An 18529-nucleotide genomic window follows, 5' to 3' on the forward strand; every position below is an offset into this window, starting at 1 on the left:
CCGCTGGACAGGTGGAGAAATCCCACTTCGTTTCAGAAGTTCATGCTCCGGACAGCAGTTATGCCCCAAACAGGAGCTCATGCCCCGAATTTCCTTCATACAGGGAATGCCGCTGCTCTAACGCGCTATGCCCAACACATGGCGGGGAATCCCCGCGAGATCGTCAATGGTGATGATCTCGCTCCAATGTCCTGCTGCCCGCAGCAGCCCGGCCACCTGCTCGGCCTGTCCTTGGCCGAGCTCGAAGCCGACCAGGCGCGGGGGGGCGGGCAGCAGCGGCAGCTGCTCGATCATGCGGCGGTACGGGTCCAGCCCGTCATCGCCGCCATCCAGCGCGGTGCGCGGCTCATGGTCGCGCACTTCGCGCTGCAGCCCGGCGATATCCCCGCCGGGAATATACGGCGGGTTGGAGACGAGAATATCCGTCTCCATCCCCGCAAACGGCTCGAGCAGATCGCCGAGCCGCAGGTCCACTGCCGTGCCGTGCCGCTGCGCATTGCGCCCGGCCACGGCCAGCGCGCCGGGCGAGATGTCGCCGGCGCAGACCCGCCACGCCGGCGCTTCCGCCGCCAGCGTGACGGAGATCGCACCGCTGCCGGCGCCGATGTCGACGGCGGTCAGCGGACGGGGCGCAACCGAGCCGTCCGGCCACAGCTCCGCGCCGTACTTCAGAATCGCCTCGACGAGCAGCTCCGTCTCGGGCCGGGGGATGAGCACAGCGGGCGTTACCTCAAATACCCGCCCGTAGAATTCCTGCTCGCCGATGATATACTGCACCGGCTCACCGGCCGCCCGGCGGGTGACCCCGGCTTCCCAAGCCGCCCGCGCTTCTGCCGGAAAAGGATCAGCCAGGGCCGTATAATAGGCCGCCCCGGACAAGCCCAGCACATGCTCCAGCAGAAGCTGGCTGCTACGCTGCGGCTCATTGCATCCGGATTTGTCCAAAAAAGAAGAAGCCTCCGCAAAGGCTTCCCGGATGCTTTGCACGTCAGGCATGACATAAGAGTCGTGTTTCAAAGCATTATTCTCCTTTTTCCATCAATTCCGCTTGCTCCGCAATCGACAGGGCCGAGATAATTTCCGTAATATCACCGTTCATGACCTGATCCAGACGGTGCAGCGTCAGGCCGATACGATGGTCGGTCACACGGCTCTGCGGGAAGTTATAGGTGCGGATACGCTCACTGCGGTCACCTGTGCCGACCTTGCTCTTGCGTTCTCCGGCATATTTCGCTTCCTCTTCCTGGCGCTTCATGTCCGAGATCCGGGCGCGCAGCACCTGCAGGGCTTTCTCTTTGTTGGAGTTCTGAGACTTGCCGTCCTGGCAGGTGGCCACGATGCCCGTTGGCACGTGAGTTACCCGAACCGCGGATTTGGTCGTATTAACTGACTGTCCGCCCGCTCCGCTGGAGCAGAAGGTATCTACGCGGATATCTTTGTCGAGAATTTCAATTTCGAACTCTTCCGCTTCCGGCATGACCGATACGGTAGAAGTCGAGGTATGAATACGTCCTCCGGATTCTGTGGTCGGGATACGCTGCACGCGGTGTGCGCCGCTTTCGAATTTCATTTTGCTGTACGCGCCGCGCCCGTTGATCATGAAGATAACCTCTTTGAAGCCGCCGAGGTCGTTCGTATTAACATCCATCAGCTCCACGCGCCACCCCTGGGTATCTGCATAACGGGTGTACATCCGGTACAGATCTGATGCGAACAATGCCGCTTCATCCCCACCGGCTGCACCGCGGATTTCCACGATCACGTTTTTGTCATCGTTAGGGTCCTTCGGCAGCAGCAGGAGGCGGATTTTTTCCTCCAGCGCAGTCTGGCGCGAGGAGAGGTCTTCAATCTCCATCTTGACCATTTCTTTCATTTCATCATCAAGCTTTTCGCCCTGCATCATCTTAGCGGCTTCAAGCTCTTCCATTACATTTTTATATTCGGCATACGCCTCAAAGGCGGGCTGCAAATCGGATTGTTCTTTGGAATAGTCCCTCAGTTTCTTACTGTCGCTTGCAACATCCGGGTCACAAAGCAGTTCACTGAGTTTCTCATAGCGGTCCGCCAGGGATTGCAATCGGTCCAACAAGGGAATTCACCTCTCCTGATTCAATTTCAGATTCAATATGGAAACTTTAAATTGTTGATACAATAAAAATAGATATACGACTTTATATTATACCACCGAACCCGCCGATTGGCTACAGTGCCCTATGCACAGCTCTGTATATTTTGCAGAGCCGGTGAAACTCCACTCCTTATAATGTGATCCGGCAGGAAAGTTATTCATAACACGGAGGTTCGCACTGAAATAAATGGAAGCGGGGAACAAAAGTTTAATCGGATAATAGAACAAAACGGCTACGCCGCCCTTGACTAGATAACGTCACTGTCTCGGATTTCAATTTAGCGTTGTCTGGAAGACCCTTCGGAAGACCCTTCATGAATCGTGCTGCCATTCCAAGTGGAAAAAGGATCACTAATTGGCCCCAGCACACCGATCTCCGCAGCCTAAGTTGGAAAAAGGATCACTAATCTAGCTCATTTCGCTCCCGAATGGGTACAACTCACCCATTAAGTTCCCTTTTTCCAACTAAATCCCTCATTTGTTGATTTGGAGGGGAAATAAGCTCCCTTTTTCCAACTAGCGGTCGTTCACCTGCTTCTCCGCCAGCCCGGGTTAGAAAAAGGCTGTCGAATCCGGCTGATGTCCACCCCAATTCGCTGAATTCACGTCTACTTATCCCCAACTTAACAGTATAACGGCTTCTGAGTCCGAAACACCAGAAAAGCAGACTTTTTCGCAAACCCAGGTCTTCTGTGTCTGAAGCCGCCAGGGAAACAGGTATTGTTTGGCATTACTTAATTTCCAAAACGATAAAAAAAGTCATCCAGCCCTGTAGAAACTCTACTCTGGATGACTTCTGTTATTTCGTACATGCTCTGAATGACTTCTGCTATTTCATACCTACTCTGGATGACTCTCCACCCATATTTGGCCGGTGATACGGCCTATACGTTGAAACGGAAATGCATGACATCGCCGTCCTGCACCAGATATTCCTTGCCTTCCAGACGCAGCTGTCCGCGTTCCTTGGCCCCGTTCATCGAACCGGCTGCCAGCAGATCGGCATAAGCAACAACCTCTGCACGAATGAAGCCGCGTTCGAAGTCCGTATGAATGACACCGGCTGCACCAGGTGCTTTGGTTCCTTTACGGATGGTCCAAGCACGAACCTCCTGCACACCTGCAGTGAAGTAAGTGTAGAGACCCAGCAGCCTATAGGCTGCCTTAATCAGACGGTTCAGACCGGATTCCTGCAGGCCCAGCTCTTCCAGGAACATCGCTTTGTCTTCGCCTTCCAGTTCGGCAATCTCTGCTTCCACCTTGGCACTGATTGGCACCACTTCGGCATTCTCGGCAACGGCAAACTCACGGACCTGCTGAACGTAAGGGTTCTCGTCGGCAGTCGCCACTTCATCTTCACCCACGTTAGCCGCATACAGCACTGGCTTCAGGGTCAACAGATGAAGATCGCGCACAATCAGACGTTCATCATCGGTCAATTCTACGCTGCGCGCGGGTTTGTCTTCGTACAGAGCTTCCTTGATGCGCTCCAGCACTTCTACTTCCTGGGCGTATTTCTTATCGCCGCCCTTGATGTTTTTGCGGGAACGTTCGATGCGCTTCTCCAGGCTCTCCAGATCGGCAAGAATCAGCTCCAGGTTAATCGTCTGAATGTCACTGACCGGGTTCACTTTGCCATCGACATGGGTAACGTTCTCATCCACGAAGCAGCGTACCACATGAACAATCGCATCCACTTCACGGATATGGGCCAGGAACTTGTTGCCCAGGCCTTCACCCTTGCTCGCACCGCGTACCAGACCGGCAATATCCACGAATTCAAAGGCAGTCGGAACCGTCTTGTTCGGCTGCACCAGCTCTGTCAGCTTATCCAAGCGCTCATCCGGCACTTCCACAACACCCACGTTCGGGTCAATAGTGCAAAAAGGATAGTTGGCGGATTCTGCTCCCGCCTGTGTAATTGCATTGAACAATGTGGATTTTCCCACGTTGGGAAGTCCTACAATACCTGCTTTCAAAGCCATTTATATGACAACTCCTATTTTCGGTTGGATTGATCACCGCATAATTTCCAGGCTCGATCTAAACCATTATATATTAGAACAAAACCGCCAGCAACAGCAGATATCCAGCCTTTGCCGGGTTGAACAGCCGCCTATGCTAGAGTTCTTTCGACATGGTGATATCGGTGACGGCAAAACCCGCTTTTTTGTAAAGCTCAAAAGCCCGGTTGTTCTGGCCGAACACATGCAGGCCGATTCGGGTTATATTCAGTTTGCGGGCTTCCTCATCCAGCGCAAGCAGCGTCTGCTTGCCGTATCCTTTTCCCTGAAACGCTTCGAAAACATAAAAATCATAAATAAATGCTTCACGCCCGTTGCGCCCCTCGCTCACGTTGAACCAGATATATCCGGCCTGGGTATCGGACTCCGTCTCTACTATGGAATAGAGATAAGCCCCTTCCGTGTTGAGCCCCTCGGGTAAAAACCGGGTCATCTCATCTTGGGACAGCTGCATGGCCGTTTCTACATCCCAGGAACCGGCTTTGATTTTGTCCTCCGCATAATCCCGGGCGGATTGGCTTAAAAAAAATTGAAATGTGGTTTCGTCCATTTGGACCAGTCTAATCATGGTTTTGTGCCCTTCCTTATTCCTTATTCTCTAATCATGTCAACGTCTTATCAGGCGGTGAGTCCCGCGGAGCGCCGCCAGATCCGGGGCGCCGATGCCGAACATCGCAGTCCGCAGCTCCAGCTCCACCTGGGCCAGCGCTTGATCCAGCGCTTCCTCGGATTCTACAGCCGGACCCAGCAGATTCCGCCCGAAGCCGGCCAGATCCGCACCGAGCGCCAATGCCTTCGCGGCATCCACACCGTGCCGCAGCCCGCCGCTGCCGATCAGTGCACCGCGCTTCGAGGCCGCCCGCACCTCTGCAATGCACTCCGCGGTGGGAATTCCCCAATCCGCGAAGGCCTCTGCGGCAGCCCGCCGGACCGGATCACTGCTGCGGAATTTCTCAACTTGGCTCCAGGAGGTGCCGCCAGCACCCGCCACATCGACAAAGGCTACCCCGGCACTGTACAGCCGTAACGCCGTTTCTCCATCAATGCCCCAACCGACCTCTTTGACACCAACAGGAATTTCCAGCTCTCTGCACACGCGCTCGATCCGGGTTAACAAGTCAGCAAACCCGGTATTGCCCTCAGGCTGAAAAACCTCCTGAATCCCGTTCAGATGCAGGACCAGCCAATCCGCACCCGCGATCTCTACCGCCCGGCGGCATTCTGCCACGCCAAAGCCGTAAGACAATTGCACCGCTCCGATATTGGCGATGACGGGAATGCCCGGAGCCTTATCGCGGACCCGGAAAGTAGCCGCCAGCTCGGACCGCTCGACTGCCGCCCGTATGGAGCCTACCCCGAGCGCCCAGCCCCGGCGTTCGGCGGCCTCCGCCAGCCTGGCATTAATCGCGCCGGTAGCAGCACTGCCGCCGGTCATCGAGCTGATCAGCAGCGGCGTGCGCAGCTCACGCTCCAGGAAGACCGTCCGCAGGGAAATGTCATCGTAATTCAGCTCGGGGAGCGCATTATGGCGGAAGCGGTAATGCTCAAAGCCAGCTGTAATGCCGCTGGCCCCAACCTCCTCGTTCAAGCACAGCCTTACATGTTCAATCTTGCGTTCCCCCGTCGTGGAGGAAGGCAACAGGGACTGATGCCCGGCAGGTTTTGCCGTTTGCGGGGCTATGCTTGTTGTCTTTGATTTTTTATGCGGTGACTCATCCTGCGGTATCTGGCCCATGCTGTCATCCCCCGTTCCTAATGATCTATGTTTACCCGCATGAGATTTTCACATCAAAAGGTTTGAAACCTTATCTGGTCTGTAAGTTGGAATTGTATTGATTGCCTGCCGGCACGCTTCATTATAGCATATCCGCATCCCACCACCACGCCCGGCAATTTACGGGCCAATGTGTCTGCTGTTCCAGGTGTGATGAACACATGGAAGTAACGGTTATATTTCCATGTCCCGTCATCAGACATTCCTACTGCTTCAGTTTCCCTCTGCGGGTGTTAAATAGTTGGATACTCTGTCGGAGCATACTTATAGTGCAAGTTTACTCCGCATCACATTCAGGAGGAACCCATGAATCCATATCACTTCACCGCTCCGCCTGAGACAACGAAATCTACTGATGTCAACGGTCAGGACCTGTCTCTGTTTCACCGGAAAAAACGTTCGCACCACCGGCGCCGCAAATGGATCATATGGATGATTGGACTCCTTATGCTCTGGCTGGCCGGGGTGATGATCTACCAGACCCATAAGCCCCTTCCAGCAGGGCTTTCCTATGAGAGTCCTGTCTATACAGCGGACCGCATTGATTTTTGGCATGATCTTACCTATCAGGTCCCGGGCGGGACCCAGCAGCACGAAGAGCAGATTTTGCCCCGTATTCTGGAGATAATTGCTGAATCCCGGCAATTTTTGGTGATCGATCTGTTCCTGTTCAATAATTACACCCATAAAGACCAGCAGTTTCCTGCGGTAAGCCAGGAGCTGGCCGATAAGCTCGTCGCGCAGCAGGCGGCCTATCCCGATATGGAGATCGTCTTCATCACAGATGAAGTGAATACGAATTACGGATCTGCTCCAAATCCGCTCCTGGAACAAATGAAAGCGGCCGGAATCAAGGTAATCCTGACCGATGTAGATCCGCTGCGCGACTCAACTCCTGTCTACTCCGCCGTGTGGCGGACTTTCATCCAGTGGTTCGGGCAGTCCGGAGAAGGTTGGATTCCCAATCTGATGGCTAGCGGCGGACCGGACATTACCGCCCGCTCTTATCTGAAGCTGCTGAATGTTAAAGCCAATCACCGCAAAGTGGTGGTCAGCGAAAAAACCGCTTTGATCTCTTCGGGCAATGTGCATGATGCCAGTGCTTACCACTCCAACATCGCACTGGAAGTGCAAGGCCCCATCATCGCGGATATTCTGGAAACTGAGCAGGCTGCGGTCAATCTGTCTGCTGCAGGTCCGATCCTCAGCAGGCTGCCCGAATTCCCCAAAGAGAACATCGCACAGTCGGGAAACCCGCTGGAGATGCGCTATCTAACCGAGGGCAAGATCTATAAATATGCGCTTCAAGGCATCCGCTCCGCCGGACAGGGCGATACACTATGGATGGGCATGTTCTATCTGGCTGACGACAGGATTCTGGATGAGCTGGTGAAGGCATCCGCACGCGGTGCCGGCATCCGGCTCTTGATGGACCCGAACCAAAACGCCTTCGGGCGGGATAAAACTGGTATTCCCAACCGTCCGGCAGCCATGGAACTGAATAAGCGTACAGGCGGAAAGATTGCCATCCGCTGGTATAACACCGGCAAGGAGCAGTTCCATGCTAAGCTGATGTTCATCGCCAAGGCCAGCGGACCATCAATCATTCTGGGCGGCTCGACCAATTTCACTGCGCGCAATCTGGATGATTATAATCTTGAAAATAATCTCTGGGTTGCTGTGCCGAAGAATCAGCCGCTTTATGCGGAAATGGAAAGCTACTTCAACCGGCTGTGGAATAACAAGGATGCACAATACAGCCTGCCGTTTGAAGCCTACCAAAGTGATGTGACCTGGATAAAATATATCCTGTTCCGGATGCAGAAAAGTCTGGGCTTTACTACCTTTTAAGGTGAAAGAAGCGCGTTTGGCTCACAAGGATGGTTTATTGGATGGCCTAGTGACCACAGTAACAAAACAAGTTACATCTTCCTCCCCAATGCAAAAGACCCCCGGACTGCTATGCGCAGCATGGTCCGGCGGTCTCTTCTGATAAATCCCCTAGTCAAGCGGGCTCTAAATACACGATTGGCAGCCGTATGGCCCCCACAGCTCCGGTCTTACTACAGCAGCGGAGACATCAGCCTTGCCGCCGATTCCAGCACCCGCTCCAGCAGCCGTTTATTCATAAACGTCTCATGCACAATCTGACGGGTCGACAGCAGGTCGCGTTCAAAGTCGGCCACAATCCGGGAGACACTTTCCGTCTGCAGCAGCAGTGCATTGACCTCAAAATTCAAATGGAAGCTTCGCATGTCCATGTTCGCTGTGCCTATTGTTGCAATTTCACCGTCGGTGATCAGCAGCTTGGAGTGGATGAAGCCTTTCTCATACTCATAAATCTTCACACCGGAATCCAGCAGCGCCGGGAAATAGGAGTGCGAAGCCAGAAAAGGAAGCCATTTATCCGGTTTGGCCGGGAACAGCAGCCGCACATCCAGCCCGGACATCGCGGCTACCCTCAGCGCGGTTAAGATATCTTCATCCGGGATAAAGTATGGGGTAGCGATCCAGACCGACTTTTCCGCCGAGGTGATCATTGAGAAGAAAATATTCTTCAGCGCACGGCGCTCGTTATCCGGTCCGCTGGCGATAATCTGCACCGCCCCGTCGCCATTCGTGAACCGCAGCTGCGGGGAGAGGTAATCCTGCTCGAGAATTTTTTCACCGGTCGTGTGCATCCAGTCCTGCAGGAAAATAATCTGCATCGTCCGCACTGCTTCACCCCGGAGCAGCATATGGGTATCCCGCCAGAATCCGTAGGTCTTGCTGCGGCTGAGATATTCATCGCCGACATTCAGCCCGCCCATAAAGCCGACATCTCCGTCAATCACGACGATTTTGCGGTGATTCCGGTAGTTGACCCGGCTGGAGAAAAAGGAAGTGGAATTACCGTAGGCCGCCACCTGAACTCCGGCATCGCTTAACTCCTTCAGAAAAGCGCGGGACAGCTGGATGCTTCCCACCGCGTCATACATAAATCTGACGGTAACACCCGCACGGGCTTTTTCAATCAGAATCTGCTGAATGCGGGTCCCGATATGATCAGCCCGGAAAATATAGTATTCCATATGGATATGGTGCTGCGCCTGACGCAGCTCCAGCAGAAGTGTGCCGAACGTTTCCTCACCATTGGTCAGGATGCGTGTCTCGGAATTGAATGAAACCGGGGTTCGTGCCAGTCTCTGCGACAAGCCCAGCAGCTTCTGGCGGGTGGTGTCAAAGATTGACCAGTCCTGATGCATACGCAGAGCATCATTCTCAATCCGCTCATAGGCCATCTGGTCACGTTGAGCTTTTTTATCATATTTGCGCCGTTTAAACACGTTCTGTCCGAACAGGAAATAAAGAATAAGTCCCACCACCGGAATCAAGGCCAGCAGCAGAATCCATGACATCGTAGTGGAGGGATTACGGTTCTCCATAAAAATACCGAGGCCAATGGAAATGACAGTCAATGTAGAAAAAACACTGACAATGGTCCCGACGGTGCTGCCCAACAAGCCGAAGCCAAAGTAATAAAATGCCAATAAAGCTGCAATAATGACTATAGCTTGCAATCCTCTTCTCATAGATAACCTACCTTCTCTTTCTGCCTTTCATCACTAAAATGACACATTTATATATTACATGAAGAATCTATTTCTTCCTAGCTAGTATCCGCCGCAAAACTTAATTTACAACAATAATGTAACCTGTTGACCGCCTTCAACGTAGCTACATTTGTAATGGCCTCCGTTCTATACTATAATCGGTTCGACTAAGGAGTCAATTACAGAACTCTCAAGTCAGAGAGGAGTCGCTTTCTTTGGCAGCTGATAAAACTACGAATAAAAAGGAGCAAATCATCAAAACAGCCATGCAGCTATTCGCTGTGAAAGGCTCGTCCTCCACTTCGATGCAGGAGATTGCCGAGTTATGCGGGATGTCCAAGGGCAGTCTCTATCTGGTGTTCAAATCCAAGGAGGAGCTGGAACGCAGCATTTATATATATTGCTTTCGCATGATCCGCGATCCCTTGCAGCAGGAAGAACAGAACAGTTCAGGAACGCCGCGCGAGAAGCTGCGCAACCAGGTTGAGATTCTGCTTCATCATGTGTATGAGCTGCGTGAATTTTTCCAGCGGCAATTCCAGGAACTGGCCGGAAAAGGAATGACAGATGCTCCCGAATGGCTGCGCAAGATTAATGGTCCTTTGCTGAAGTGGAGCCAGAACAAGCTGGAGACCCTATATGGAAAGGAGATCATGCCTTATACAGGAGAATTGTTCCTGCTCGGGCATGGAATGATTCATTCCTATATCTGGCTGCTGTTCAACCACGACTCTTTCGTTTCCATTCCGCGTCTTGCCAACCATCTGGTGGATGTATTGGACATCGTGGTAGCAGGTCTCCACGCCGGCCGGCCGGCTCCCCTGTTCTCATCCGTAGCCCTGGAGAGCTGGATGGAGAATTATGAAGGCAGCAGCCACCGTAATCCTTTGCAGCTCCTCAAAGAAATGAAGGAACGGTTACATGCCGGCCCGGGTGTTGACCCGCACAGTACGGAGGATGCCTTGGAATCGATAGCCATTCTGGAAAGCGAAATACTCATGCCTCATCCGCGCAAGGCGATTATCCAGGGGATGATCGGCAACCTCCAGAGCTATCCTGCGGTTCATCCGCAGCTGGAGGATCTGAAGAAGCTATGTTCGTTTCACATGCAGGGTGTATGCGGTTTTCATGAACCAGGCATATAGCGGCAGCAGAGAGAGAGAAAGACGGATAGGCAGTACATGCAGATTTTATACTGGAGGCGTTCCCTACGGAAGGCCCGAGAGGAGCAGAAACGTAACTTATGAAAAGCCTCATTAACTTTTCGCTCAGAAACAAATTCGCTATTTGGCTTCTGACCATCATTATCGTGTTCGCCGGTTTATACAGCGGCCTGACCATGAAGCAGGAAACACTGCCTAATATCAGCATCCCTTATCTCAGTATTACAACCATTTACCCGGGGGCCGCACCTGAGGGCGTGGTGAACGATGTCAGCAAGCCGCTGGAGCAGAAGCTCCGCAATGTGGACGGCGTGAAGACATTGACCTCTAGCTCGCTCGAAAATGCCTCTAGCATCACCATTGAATTTGATTATGGCACAAATCTGGATAATGCTACGGCAGCTGTGCGTGAGGCGCTGAATGAAGTTACCCTCCCGGATAATGTGCAGAAACCGCAGATTTCCCGGTTCAGCCTGAGCTCCCTGCCGGTCATTTCACTCAGCTTGTCCGACAACAGCTCCTCCGACCTGGAGAGCCTGACCCGCATCGCCGAGAATGATATCCGTCCGGCCCTGGAAGATATTGAAGGTGTGGCCTCCGTGCAGATTGCCGGACAATATGTCAAAGAAGTTACGCTCAAGTTCAACCAGGACAAGCTGAAACAGTATGGGCTGACCGAGGATACTATTAAAGGAATCGTTCAAGGCTCTTCCCTGCGCGTGCCGCTTGGGCTCTTCACAATGGAGGAGTCGCAGAAAGCCGTTGTAGTGGACGGCAATGTCACTACCGTTGATGATCTGAAAAACCTGAGCATTCCAGTTGTGCCATCCGGCGCACCGGGTACGGGTGCAGGTGGCGGAGCTTCGGCACGCGCAGGCACGCCTGCAGGTACGGGTGCCGCTGGCGGAGCTGGAGCAACGGGTGCAGCCGGGAATGCCGCTGGCAGTCCAGCCGGCGGAGCAGCTATGACCGGACTGCCAACCGTCAAGCTGGGAGAGCTGGCCAATATCGAGGTTACAGGGAAATCGGAGTCCATATCCCGCACCAACGGCAAGGAATCCATCGGGATTCAGATCGTAAAAGCCAATGATGCCAACACAGTAGATGTGGTTAACAGCGTCAAGGACAAGACGGATGAACTGAAGAAGCAATACAAATCGATGGATCTTACGGTTCTGCTGGACCAAGGAAAGCCGATTGAAGATTCCGTAAACACCATGCTGTCCAAGGCTGCCTTTGGCGCCCTGTTCGCCGTGCTGATCATTCTGCTCTTCCTGCGGAATATCCGCTCGACAATTATTTCCATCATCTCTATTCCATTGTCGCTGCTGATTGCGGTCCTCTGCCTGCGCCAGATGGACATTACCTTAAATATGATGACCCTGGGAGCAATGACCGTCGCCATTGGGCGTGTCGTGGATGACTCGATTGTCGTCATTGAGAATATCTTCCGGCGGCTGACCCTGTCCGGGGAGAAGCTGCGCGGACGGGAGCTCATCAGCGCGGCAACACGTGAAATGTTCGTGCCGATCATGTCCTCTACTATCGTTACCATTGCTGTATTCCTGCCGCTCGCTTTTGTCAGCGGTATGGTGGGCGAGCTGTTCCTGCCTTTTGCCCTCACGATGGTATTCGCTCTGCTGGCTTCACTGGTAGTGGCCATTACCCTGGTGCCCGCACTCGCACATACGCTGTTCCGCAACGGCCTGAAGAAAGGCAAGAACAGCCACAGCGAGAAGCCGGGCAAAATGGCTGCCGGCTATCAGAAGATTCTGAACTGGTCTCTCTCCCATAAGCTGATTACCTTCGGCGTTGCCGTGCTTCTGCTGGTGGGCAGCTTGTTCCTGATCAAACCCATCGGTGTCAGCTTCATGCCTTCCCAGGAAGAGAAGAACGTAATGCTCACCTTCTCCCCGAAGGCTGGACAGACGCTGGAAGACGTCAAGGAGCAGGGACTGAAAGCCGAGAAATATATCCTGGCCCAAAAGCATTTGGATAACATGCAGTATTCGATTGGCGGCAGCAGCCCGTTCGGTATGGGCTCCGGCAATTCGGGCCTGTTCTATGTAACCTATGACAGTGATACTCCTAACTTCGATACAGTCAAAGAAAACCTGATTAAAGGACTGACCAAAGAGGTGCCTGATGGGGTCTGGGGCGATATGTCCGGCATGTCAGGCGGTGGCCTTGGCGGCAATACGCTGACCGTGAACATTTTTGGCGACAGTCTGGATCAGCTTAAGCCGGTAGCCGACGAAATTGCCGGCATCGTCCAGGCTGACACCGGTAACTTCAAAGATGGAAAGACCAGTCTCTCCGAAGCCTATGATCAATACACCATCGTCGCCGATCAGGCGAAGCTCAGTTCCCTCGGCCTTACCGCCGGACAAATTGCCATGAAGCTTAGTCCCGCCGGTACCCGCCCAGTGCTGACTGAGGTAGCGATGGACGGTAAGAACTATAATGTCTACATTGAAACCGACAAGGACATGTACAGCAGCATTCAGGAAATGGAAAAGGCTACACTGACCTCCCCGCTGGGCATTACGGTGCCAATTGGTGAGGTAGCCAAGATTGAGAACGGGACTTCGCCAGACACCATTACCCGCGAAGACGGTAAAATGAAGGTCGATGTCACCGCCGAGATTATCTCAAATGATGTGAACAGTGCTTCGAACAGCGTCAAGGAAAAAATCGACGCGCTCGATCTGCCGGATGGGGTGACCGTCACCTTCGGCGGTGTAACCGAGCAGATTAACGATACGTTCGGACAGCTTGGAATTGCCATGGCGGCTGCCATTGCCATCGTGTACTTCGTGCTCGTGGTTACCTTCGGCGGCGGTCTGGCCCCGTTCGCGATCCTGTTCTCTCTGCCGTTCACCGTCATCGGTGCACTGGTTGCCCTGCTGCTGGCAGGAGAAACACTCAATGTCTCTGCGCTCATGGGCGCACTGATGCTGATCGGGATCGTTGTCACCAATGCGATTGTCTTGATCGACCGTGTAATCCACAAGGAAAAAGAAGGGATGTCTACACGCCAAGCCCTGCTTGAAGCCGGAGCGACCCGTTTGCGTCCGATCCTGATGACCGCACTGGCGACCATCGGCGCCTTGCTGCCGCTCGTAACCGGTCTCGAAAACAGCGCCGGCATCATCTCCAAGGGCCTCGGAGTAACAGTTATCGGCGGTCTTGTCAGCTCCACTCTGCTGACCCTGGTTGTCGTGCCGGTAGTGTATGAGTTCCTGATGAAATTCCGCAGCAAAAAGGTGTATGAATAAGGGGCTTAATGGCCAATTGAAATAATAAAAAAACAAGGCGCTCTTCCTTATGTGGAAGGGTGCCTTGTTTTTGGAGAAATGTTATATCCTACCTATGATTATTCATGGTATAGTCACACAAGCAATGGAAAGGCTTATATGGGCGGTCGGCTAATCTCCTTGAGGGGAGGTGAGGCCATGGAGGTCTATCAAGCGTTGTCCCTGATGTTCATGTTCGGCATGTTCATCATAGCACTGCTAAACTACCTCAAAAAGAAATAGACCGCCCTGCCCAAAGGAAACGGTCTATCTCTGTCCATAAACACCTTTTAAGCCACCGCCCTTAAAAGCGGCTGTTGCACCGGAGAACCGTGTTAGCGCACGGTTCTCTTTATTTTACGCTTGTTCTGGCTCTATTATAACATGCTGATGCTGATCCTGTATTTCAATCGCTCACGCTAGATAATTGCCAGCCCAGCTCCGTTTACGCCATTGCCGACGCGCTGCTCTCCAGCGAAGTCTTCCAGGCCCGCAGCATCAGCAGGTCCTGCGGCAGGAATTCCTCCAGCATATGGCTGAGGCCAAGATAGAGCGGACTATCCGTGGCAGCATTCAGACGTTCGCAGAACTGCGGCGTCCATCTCAGCAGATGCTCTTCCAGGAAACGTTCCTGAATCTCCAGCAGCTCCATGGCACTGCGGATCGAGAAGCTGTTGTACAGCATACGCTCATGCAGCACTGCCATGAATTCCAGTTCAATGGAAATATGGTCATCGGCTTCACCGCCGCATTTCTTGAAGACAATCCCCGCCGACGCATACACATCGGAGAGCACGTTGCAGAATTCTTCCTCACGGCCCAGTTCTGCTGCTTCACGTGCTACAATAGTGCTGGCTGCACGTTCATTCATCAGGCGCATGTATTCCCGGTTTTCCCGCTCGCAGATCTGTGGGAGCGCCGAAGGCTCCTGGCTGCACAGGTACCGTTTCAATTCACGTCCGCCTTCCGTCATATCCGCTGCGACACCAAGCTTGCGGTTTCGAATCCACTGGGCGACCAGCGACAGGCTAGGCTTTCGCCCATAAAAATCCACTAATAGCTGATATATTAATCCCCGGCTTTCCAGCCAACGGCTGAATGCCTCCGGCACGACGAGCGATGGAACAGTTGGTATAGTCATTTTGCAAATCCTCCCTATTGGTTTGCCGGGCGCTTATCGCCTATCTCTTACAAGGCGCGCGTTATCCGGTCTAATCATAGCTGTGCTCTTCGCAAAAGTGAGTGGAATGTAAACTGATATTACTTCCGCACCTAGATTATATCGGAAAAGTGAAACGCTTTCGGTGAGCATTCTATGACCATTCCCCGAAATTGTCGCACTTCTGTCAAAATTGGCCTTTGCCATTTCGGTTTCGTCACATATTATTTAGGTTGTCTTGTTTCTATTCCTTGTACCTGTGGTCACCCTCTTCCAATTAATCTACGGTACACTGCCACAGCCATGTCGCATTGACGTGGCTGCCAACATTCTTTAAAATTTAAAATAAATACATGCTGAAGGGAGCACAACATGGAACCCTTGACGGACCCTTTTGGACGACTGCATGATTACATGCGCATATCGGTTACAGACCGCTGCAACCTGCGCTGCATTTATTGTATGCCTGCGGAAGGAATGCAATTCCAGCCCCAGGACGAGATTATGAGCTACGAGGAAATTACAGCTGTGGTGGAAGCACTCGCCCCTCTGGGGCTAAGCAAAATCCGTCTGACCGGAGGTGAGCCCCTGGTACGCAAGGATCTGGACAAGCTTGTCTCCATGATTGCCGCGATCCCGGGCATTGAGGATATCTCCCTTACCACCAACGGCCTGATGCTTCCCGCCAAAGCCGCCCTGCTCAAGCAGGCGGGTTTGTCACGGGTGAACATCAGCCTGGATTCCCTGCGCCAGGACCGCTTTGCCATGATCACCCGTGGCGGGGAAGTCGCCAAAGTGCTGAAGGGAATCGAAGCTGCGGAGGCGGCGGGCCTCTCCCCGATCAAGCTCAATGTTGTGCTCATGAAGGGCATCAACGATGATGAGATCAAGGATTTCATCTCGCTGACCCTGAACAGCCCGCTAAATGTGCGGTTCATTGAATATATGCCCATTGGCAGCGCAAGCGATGCCTGGCGCCAGACGTATCTGCCGCTGGAAACCGTAGTTGAAGCCTGCCATGAAGCAGGCTGGGCTACGGAAGAGGCGGACATGCCGTCCGGCAACGGCCCTTCACAGAACCAGCGGGTGGTTGGTGCGCGCGGAACCTTCGGGCTGATCCATCCCGTCAGCGAGCATTTCTGCGACAACTGCAACCGGCTGCGCCTTACGGCAGACGGGCATATCAAGGCCTGCCTCTACTGGGCGGACGAATACAATGTGCGTCCTCTGACCAGCGATCCCGCAGCCGTGCAGGCCTTATTCCGCAAAGCCTTGGGCAACAAGCCGCATAACCACGAAATGGCACTCGCCCTCGAACGTAAAGCGCAGAGCCATACCCCAACCGTGCGGCGCATGTCGCAGATCGGGGGCTAGATGCATAAACGGCAGGGCCATCCATATAGGGATCGCGCTGCCGTTTATTGGATATAACATCATTATGCTCAGCCTGAGTTTCTTGCTTGTGCGCTGCATGACACCATAGATTGTTCGCCCTCAGCCCCCGGCGCCTTCCGGACTCAGATGACCCTATTATGCGAAATGAGGCTCATTTTTTTACGATGATGTGGACTCAGAAGGCCTTGTATCAAGAAAAATAGCCCAAACTCACGCGCGATAAGCCAATTAACGGATTCTGTGTCCGCATAGATAGAAAAGTACCCTGTTTTTGCAAAATAACGCTTCTCCTGTCCGTATAAAACTGCCATCAGCTTATTCAGCATTAACTTCACCCTATGCCTGCTAAATATTGATCTCAAAATCCACCGATATCGTGCCTTTAATCACATTGCGCTCATGATCCACTTCAGCAGAAAGGTCTACGCTGCGCATGGCGATTTCATTGGCCCCAAAGCGCCTGCGCGCTAAATAATAGGTAGCCAGTTCGCTGCGGAACCGGGCGTGGTGATCATCGGTGACGTGTTTATCGCGTTTGGTAAATATACCCGAGTATCTGCGATAAGGAATATACGATGAAAAGCGCTTCAAAATGTGGTCCACATCCCAATGATAACGGTTAGCTGTCTCTACAATCTTATACAAGGCTGTAAAAATCTCATTTTCTCTTTTTGAGACGAAGTCGACATACTCTTCCAACACTTCTTTTTGTCCATCCATCAAGCGATTTAAATAAGTATTAGCTGTCCCCCATTCCTTAAATTGGGCAACAATTCGATTTACCTCCTCTCCTTCCTCCCGTATCCAGCTTCCATCTGTGTAAAGTGGCACAAGTTCTATAGCAGTTTTGTAATCTCCGCGTTCCTCATAGGTACATGAACGCATAAGTTGTGCGTATAGGATATAAAAATATAACGGCCTTTCTAATGCAGCGTTATTGTTATTCTTATGGTTTGCCCGACTGCGTAAATTATATTGAATAGAAGCGAGTCGGTGCAATTCCTGCGTCAGTTCCTCTGCTTTCTCCCAATGATGTAGTGAATAATATACATGTACCAATTTCTTTATAGCATCCAACTGATAGGCCTCATCCAGCCGATTCACATAGTTTTCAAATAAAGTAGCCTCTATCAAGTTCTGTTGAGGGTCATCTCCCAAAGAAATCATAAACAAACGGTACTGACAAAGCGCCAGCCGCTCCGAATGCTGATACTTCTCGCTGGCTGCCACATTCTCATATATGATTGCAGCGGCCTGATGCTTATCCTGCTGGAAAAGTTCTTCCGCCAGATCAAACAACAGTGGCGCATAGACCAGATTGTCCAGCAGACCATGGACCAGCCGCTCAATGCAATCCAGACGTTCAAGATGTGCAGAACGCAGAATAAAAGGCCGCAGCCGCCGCCAAGTTGGTGCCGAATCATACAAACATTCATCTACATATTTACTGTAGAAATAGTCCTCTGCCAGTCCCATAGTCCGGGTAATTCGTTCCAAGTGGCTCATAGCCATCGCCTGCCGGCCTTTCATGATTCGGCTGAGAGTCCCGGAATGAATACCGCTGAGAGCAGCAAACCTGTTAATTGACAAACCCTCTTGTGTTAAGTACGCCCATAGCTCATCCCGAATTGTGACTGTATGCTCCAAGTCCATACCACCTTTATTCGTACTTATAATCAGGACACAATATCCTTTATTTGAAGTTACATAGTGAAAAATGCCACTTAAGCGGGCGGGCGTCTCTCTTGCATAGGAATATTACTGTAATTGTTCAGCAACTTGTCCAATTCTACCGATTGCCGAAGCAACTTAGGATGGCTGAAACCACCATACTGCATTTGCATCTGATGAAGTTTCCGTCTTGCCCGCTCAATACGAATTCTAATGAATACAGCATTATCCATATCAGTTTCGCCTCCTTATGCAATATTTTAGATAATTATGTAAAATTATATCGTAATAATATGGTTGCAGCGCCCTAACAATTTACAGTGGTA

At 52.4% G+C, this 18529-nt stretch carries 14 protein-coding genes; 5 read left to right on the plus strand and 9 right to left on the minus strand.

The features are described from left to right. Positions 1-117: 117 nt before the first annotated feature. The 5 genes from prmC to fni all read right to left on the minus strand — a co-directional run bounded on the left by prmC (position 118) and on the right by fni (position 5887). Positions 118-1017: a peptide chain release factor N(5)-glutamine methyltransferase gene (gene prmC / locus PGRAT_RS28860; RefSeq protein ID WP_425311809.1), complete on the minus strand. Its 900-nt coding sequence runs from the start codon at positions 1015-1017 to the stop codon at positions 118-120. Between the two features lie 4 nt (positions 1018-1021). After that, on the minus strand, positions 1022-2089 hold the full coding sequence (prfA, locus tag PGRAT_RS28865; protein WP_025704027.1) for a peptide chain release factor 1: 1068 nt from the start codon (positions 2087-2089) through the stop codon (positions 1022-1024). 923 nt (positions 2090-3012) lie between these two features. Then, positions 3013-4113, minus strand: coding sequence for a redox-regulated ATPase YchF (gene ychF, locus PGRAT_RS28870; protein ID WP_025704026.1), 1101 nt, complete (start codon positions 4111-4113; stop codon positions 3013-3015). Positions 4114-4249: 136 nt separating this feature from the next. After that, positions 4250-4720, minus strand: a complete 471-nt coding sequence (locus PGRAT_RS28875; RefSeq protein ID WP_238326749.1) for a GNAT family N-acetyltransferase — start codon at positions 4718-4720, stop codon at positions 4250-4252. Positions 4721-4759: 39 nt separating this feature from the next. Further along, positions 4760-5887: a type 2 isopentenyl-diphosphate Delta-isomerase gene (gene fni / locus PGRAT_RS28880; protein ID WP_081954776.1), complete on the minus strand. Its 1128-nt coding sequence runs from the start codon at positions 5885-5887 to the stop codon at positions 4760-4762. Positions 5888-6232: 345 nt separating this feature from the next. On the opposite strand from fni, the gene PGRAT_RS28885 reads away from it, so the two are divergent. Next, the gene (locus PGRAT_RS28885; protein WP_025708405.1) at positions 6233-7777 is read left to right on the plus strand and encodes a phospholipase D family protein; all 1545 of its coding nucleotides are present in this window, start codon (positions 6233-6235) and stop codon (positions 7775-7777) included. A gap of 212 nt (positions 7778-7989) precedes the next feature. On the opposite strand, the gene cls is transcribed toward PGRAT_RS28885, so the two are convergent. Further along, on the minus strand, positions 7990-9498 hold the full coding sequence (gene cls, locus PGRAT_RS28890) for a cardiolipin synthase (protein WP_025708404.1): 1509 nt from the start codon (positions 9496-9498) through the stop codon (positions 7990-7992). 236 nt (positions 9499-9734) lie between these two features. On the opposite strand from cls, the gene PGRAT_RS28895 reads away from it, so the two are divergent. The 3 genes from PGRAT_RS28895 to PGRAT_RS34740 all read left to right on the plus strand — a co-directional run bounded on the left by PGRAT_RS28895 (position 9735) and on the right by PGRAT_RS34740 (position 14221). Then, complete coding sequence (locus tag PGRAT_RS28895; protein ID WP_025708403.1) at positions 9735-10664, plus strand: TetR/AcrR family transcriptional regulator; 930 nt, start codon at positions 9735-9737, stop codon at positions 10662-10664. Positions 10665-10762: 98 nt separating this feature from the next. Next, positions 10763-13960: an efflux RND transporter permease subunit gene (locus PGRAT_RS28900; protein WP_042267569.1), complete on the plus strand. Its 3198-nt coding sequence runs from the start codon at positions 10763-10765 to the stop codon at positions 13958-13960. A gap of 177 nt (positions 13961-14137) precedes the next feature. Continuing rightward, on the plus strand, positions 14138-14221 hold the full coding sequence (locus tag PGRAT_RS34740) for a putative holin-like toxin (RefSeq protein ID WP_219214875.1): 84 nt from the start codon (positions 14138-14140) through the stop codon (positions 14219-14221). A gap of 202 nt (positions 14222-14423) precedes the next feature. Here the strand turns inward: PGRAT_RS34740 and PGRAT_RS28905 are convergent, their stop codons facing one another. Next, on the minus strand, positions 14424-15119 hold the full coding sequence (locus tag PGRAT_RS28905) for a TorD/DmsD family molecular chaperone (RefSeq protein ID WP_025703411.1): 696 nt from the start codon (positions 15117-15119) through the stop codon (positions 14424-14426). Between the two features lie 390 nt (positions 15120-15509). Here PGRAT_RS28905 and moaA point away from each other — a divergent pair, with 390 nt between their 5' ends. Beyond that, a complete protein-coding gene (gene moaA, locus PGRAT_RS28910; RefSeq protein ID WP_025703410.1) occupies positions 15510-16511 on the plus strand; it encodes a GTP 3',8-cyclase MoaA in 1002 nt (333 codons plus the stop codon). A 366-nt stretch (positions 16512-16877) separates the two neighbouring features. On the opposite strand, the gene PGRAT_RS31350 is transcribed toward moaA, so the two are convergent. Both PGRAT_RS31350 and PGRAT_RS28920 read right to left on the minus strand, forming a co-directional pair. Then, entirely contained in the window at positions 16878-18179 is a 1302-nt protein-coding gene (locus PGRAT_RS31350) for a helix-turn-helix domain-containing protein (protein ID WP_025703408.1), read from the minus strand. A gap of 77 nt (positions 18180-18256) precedes the next feature. After that, complete coding sequence (locus PGRAT_RS28920) at positions 18257-18436, minus strand: aspartyl-phosphate phosphatase Spo0E family protein (protein ID WP_025703407.1); 180 nt, start codon at positions 18434-18436, stop codon at positions 18257-18259. Positions 18437-18529 lie beyond the last annotated feature (93 nt).

This window comes from Paenibacillus graminis, assembly GCF_000758705.1.
GTDB classification, from domain to species: Bacteria; Bacillota; Bacilli; order Paenibacillales; family Paenibacillaceae; genus Paenibacillus_AQ; species Paenibacillus_AQ graminis.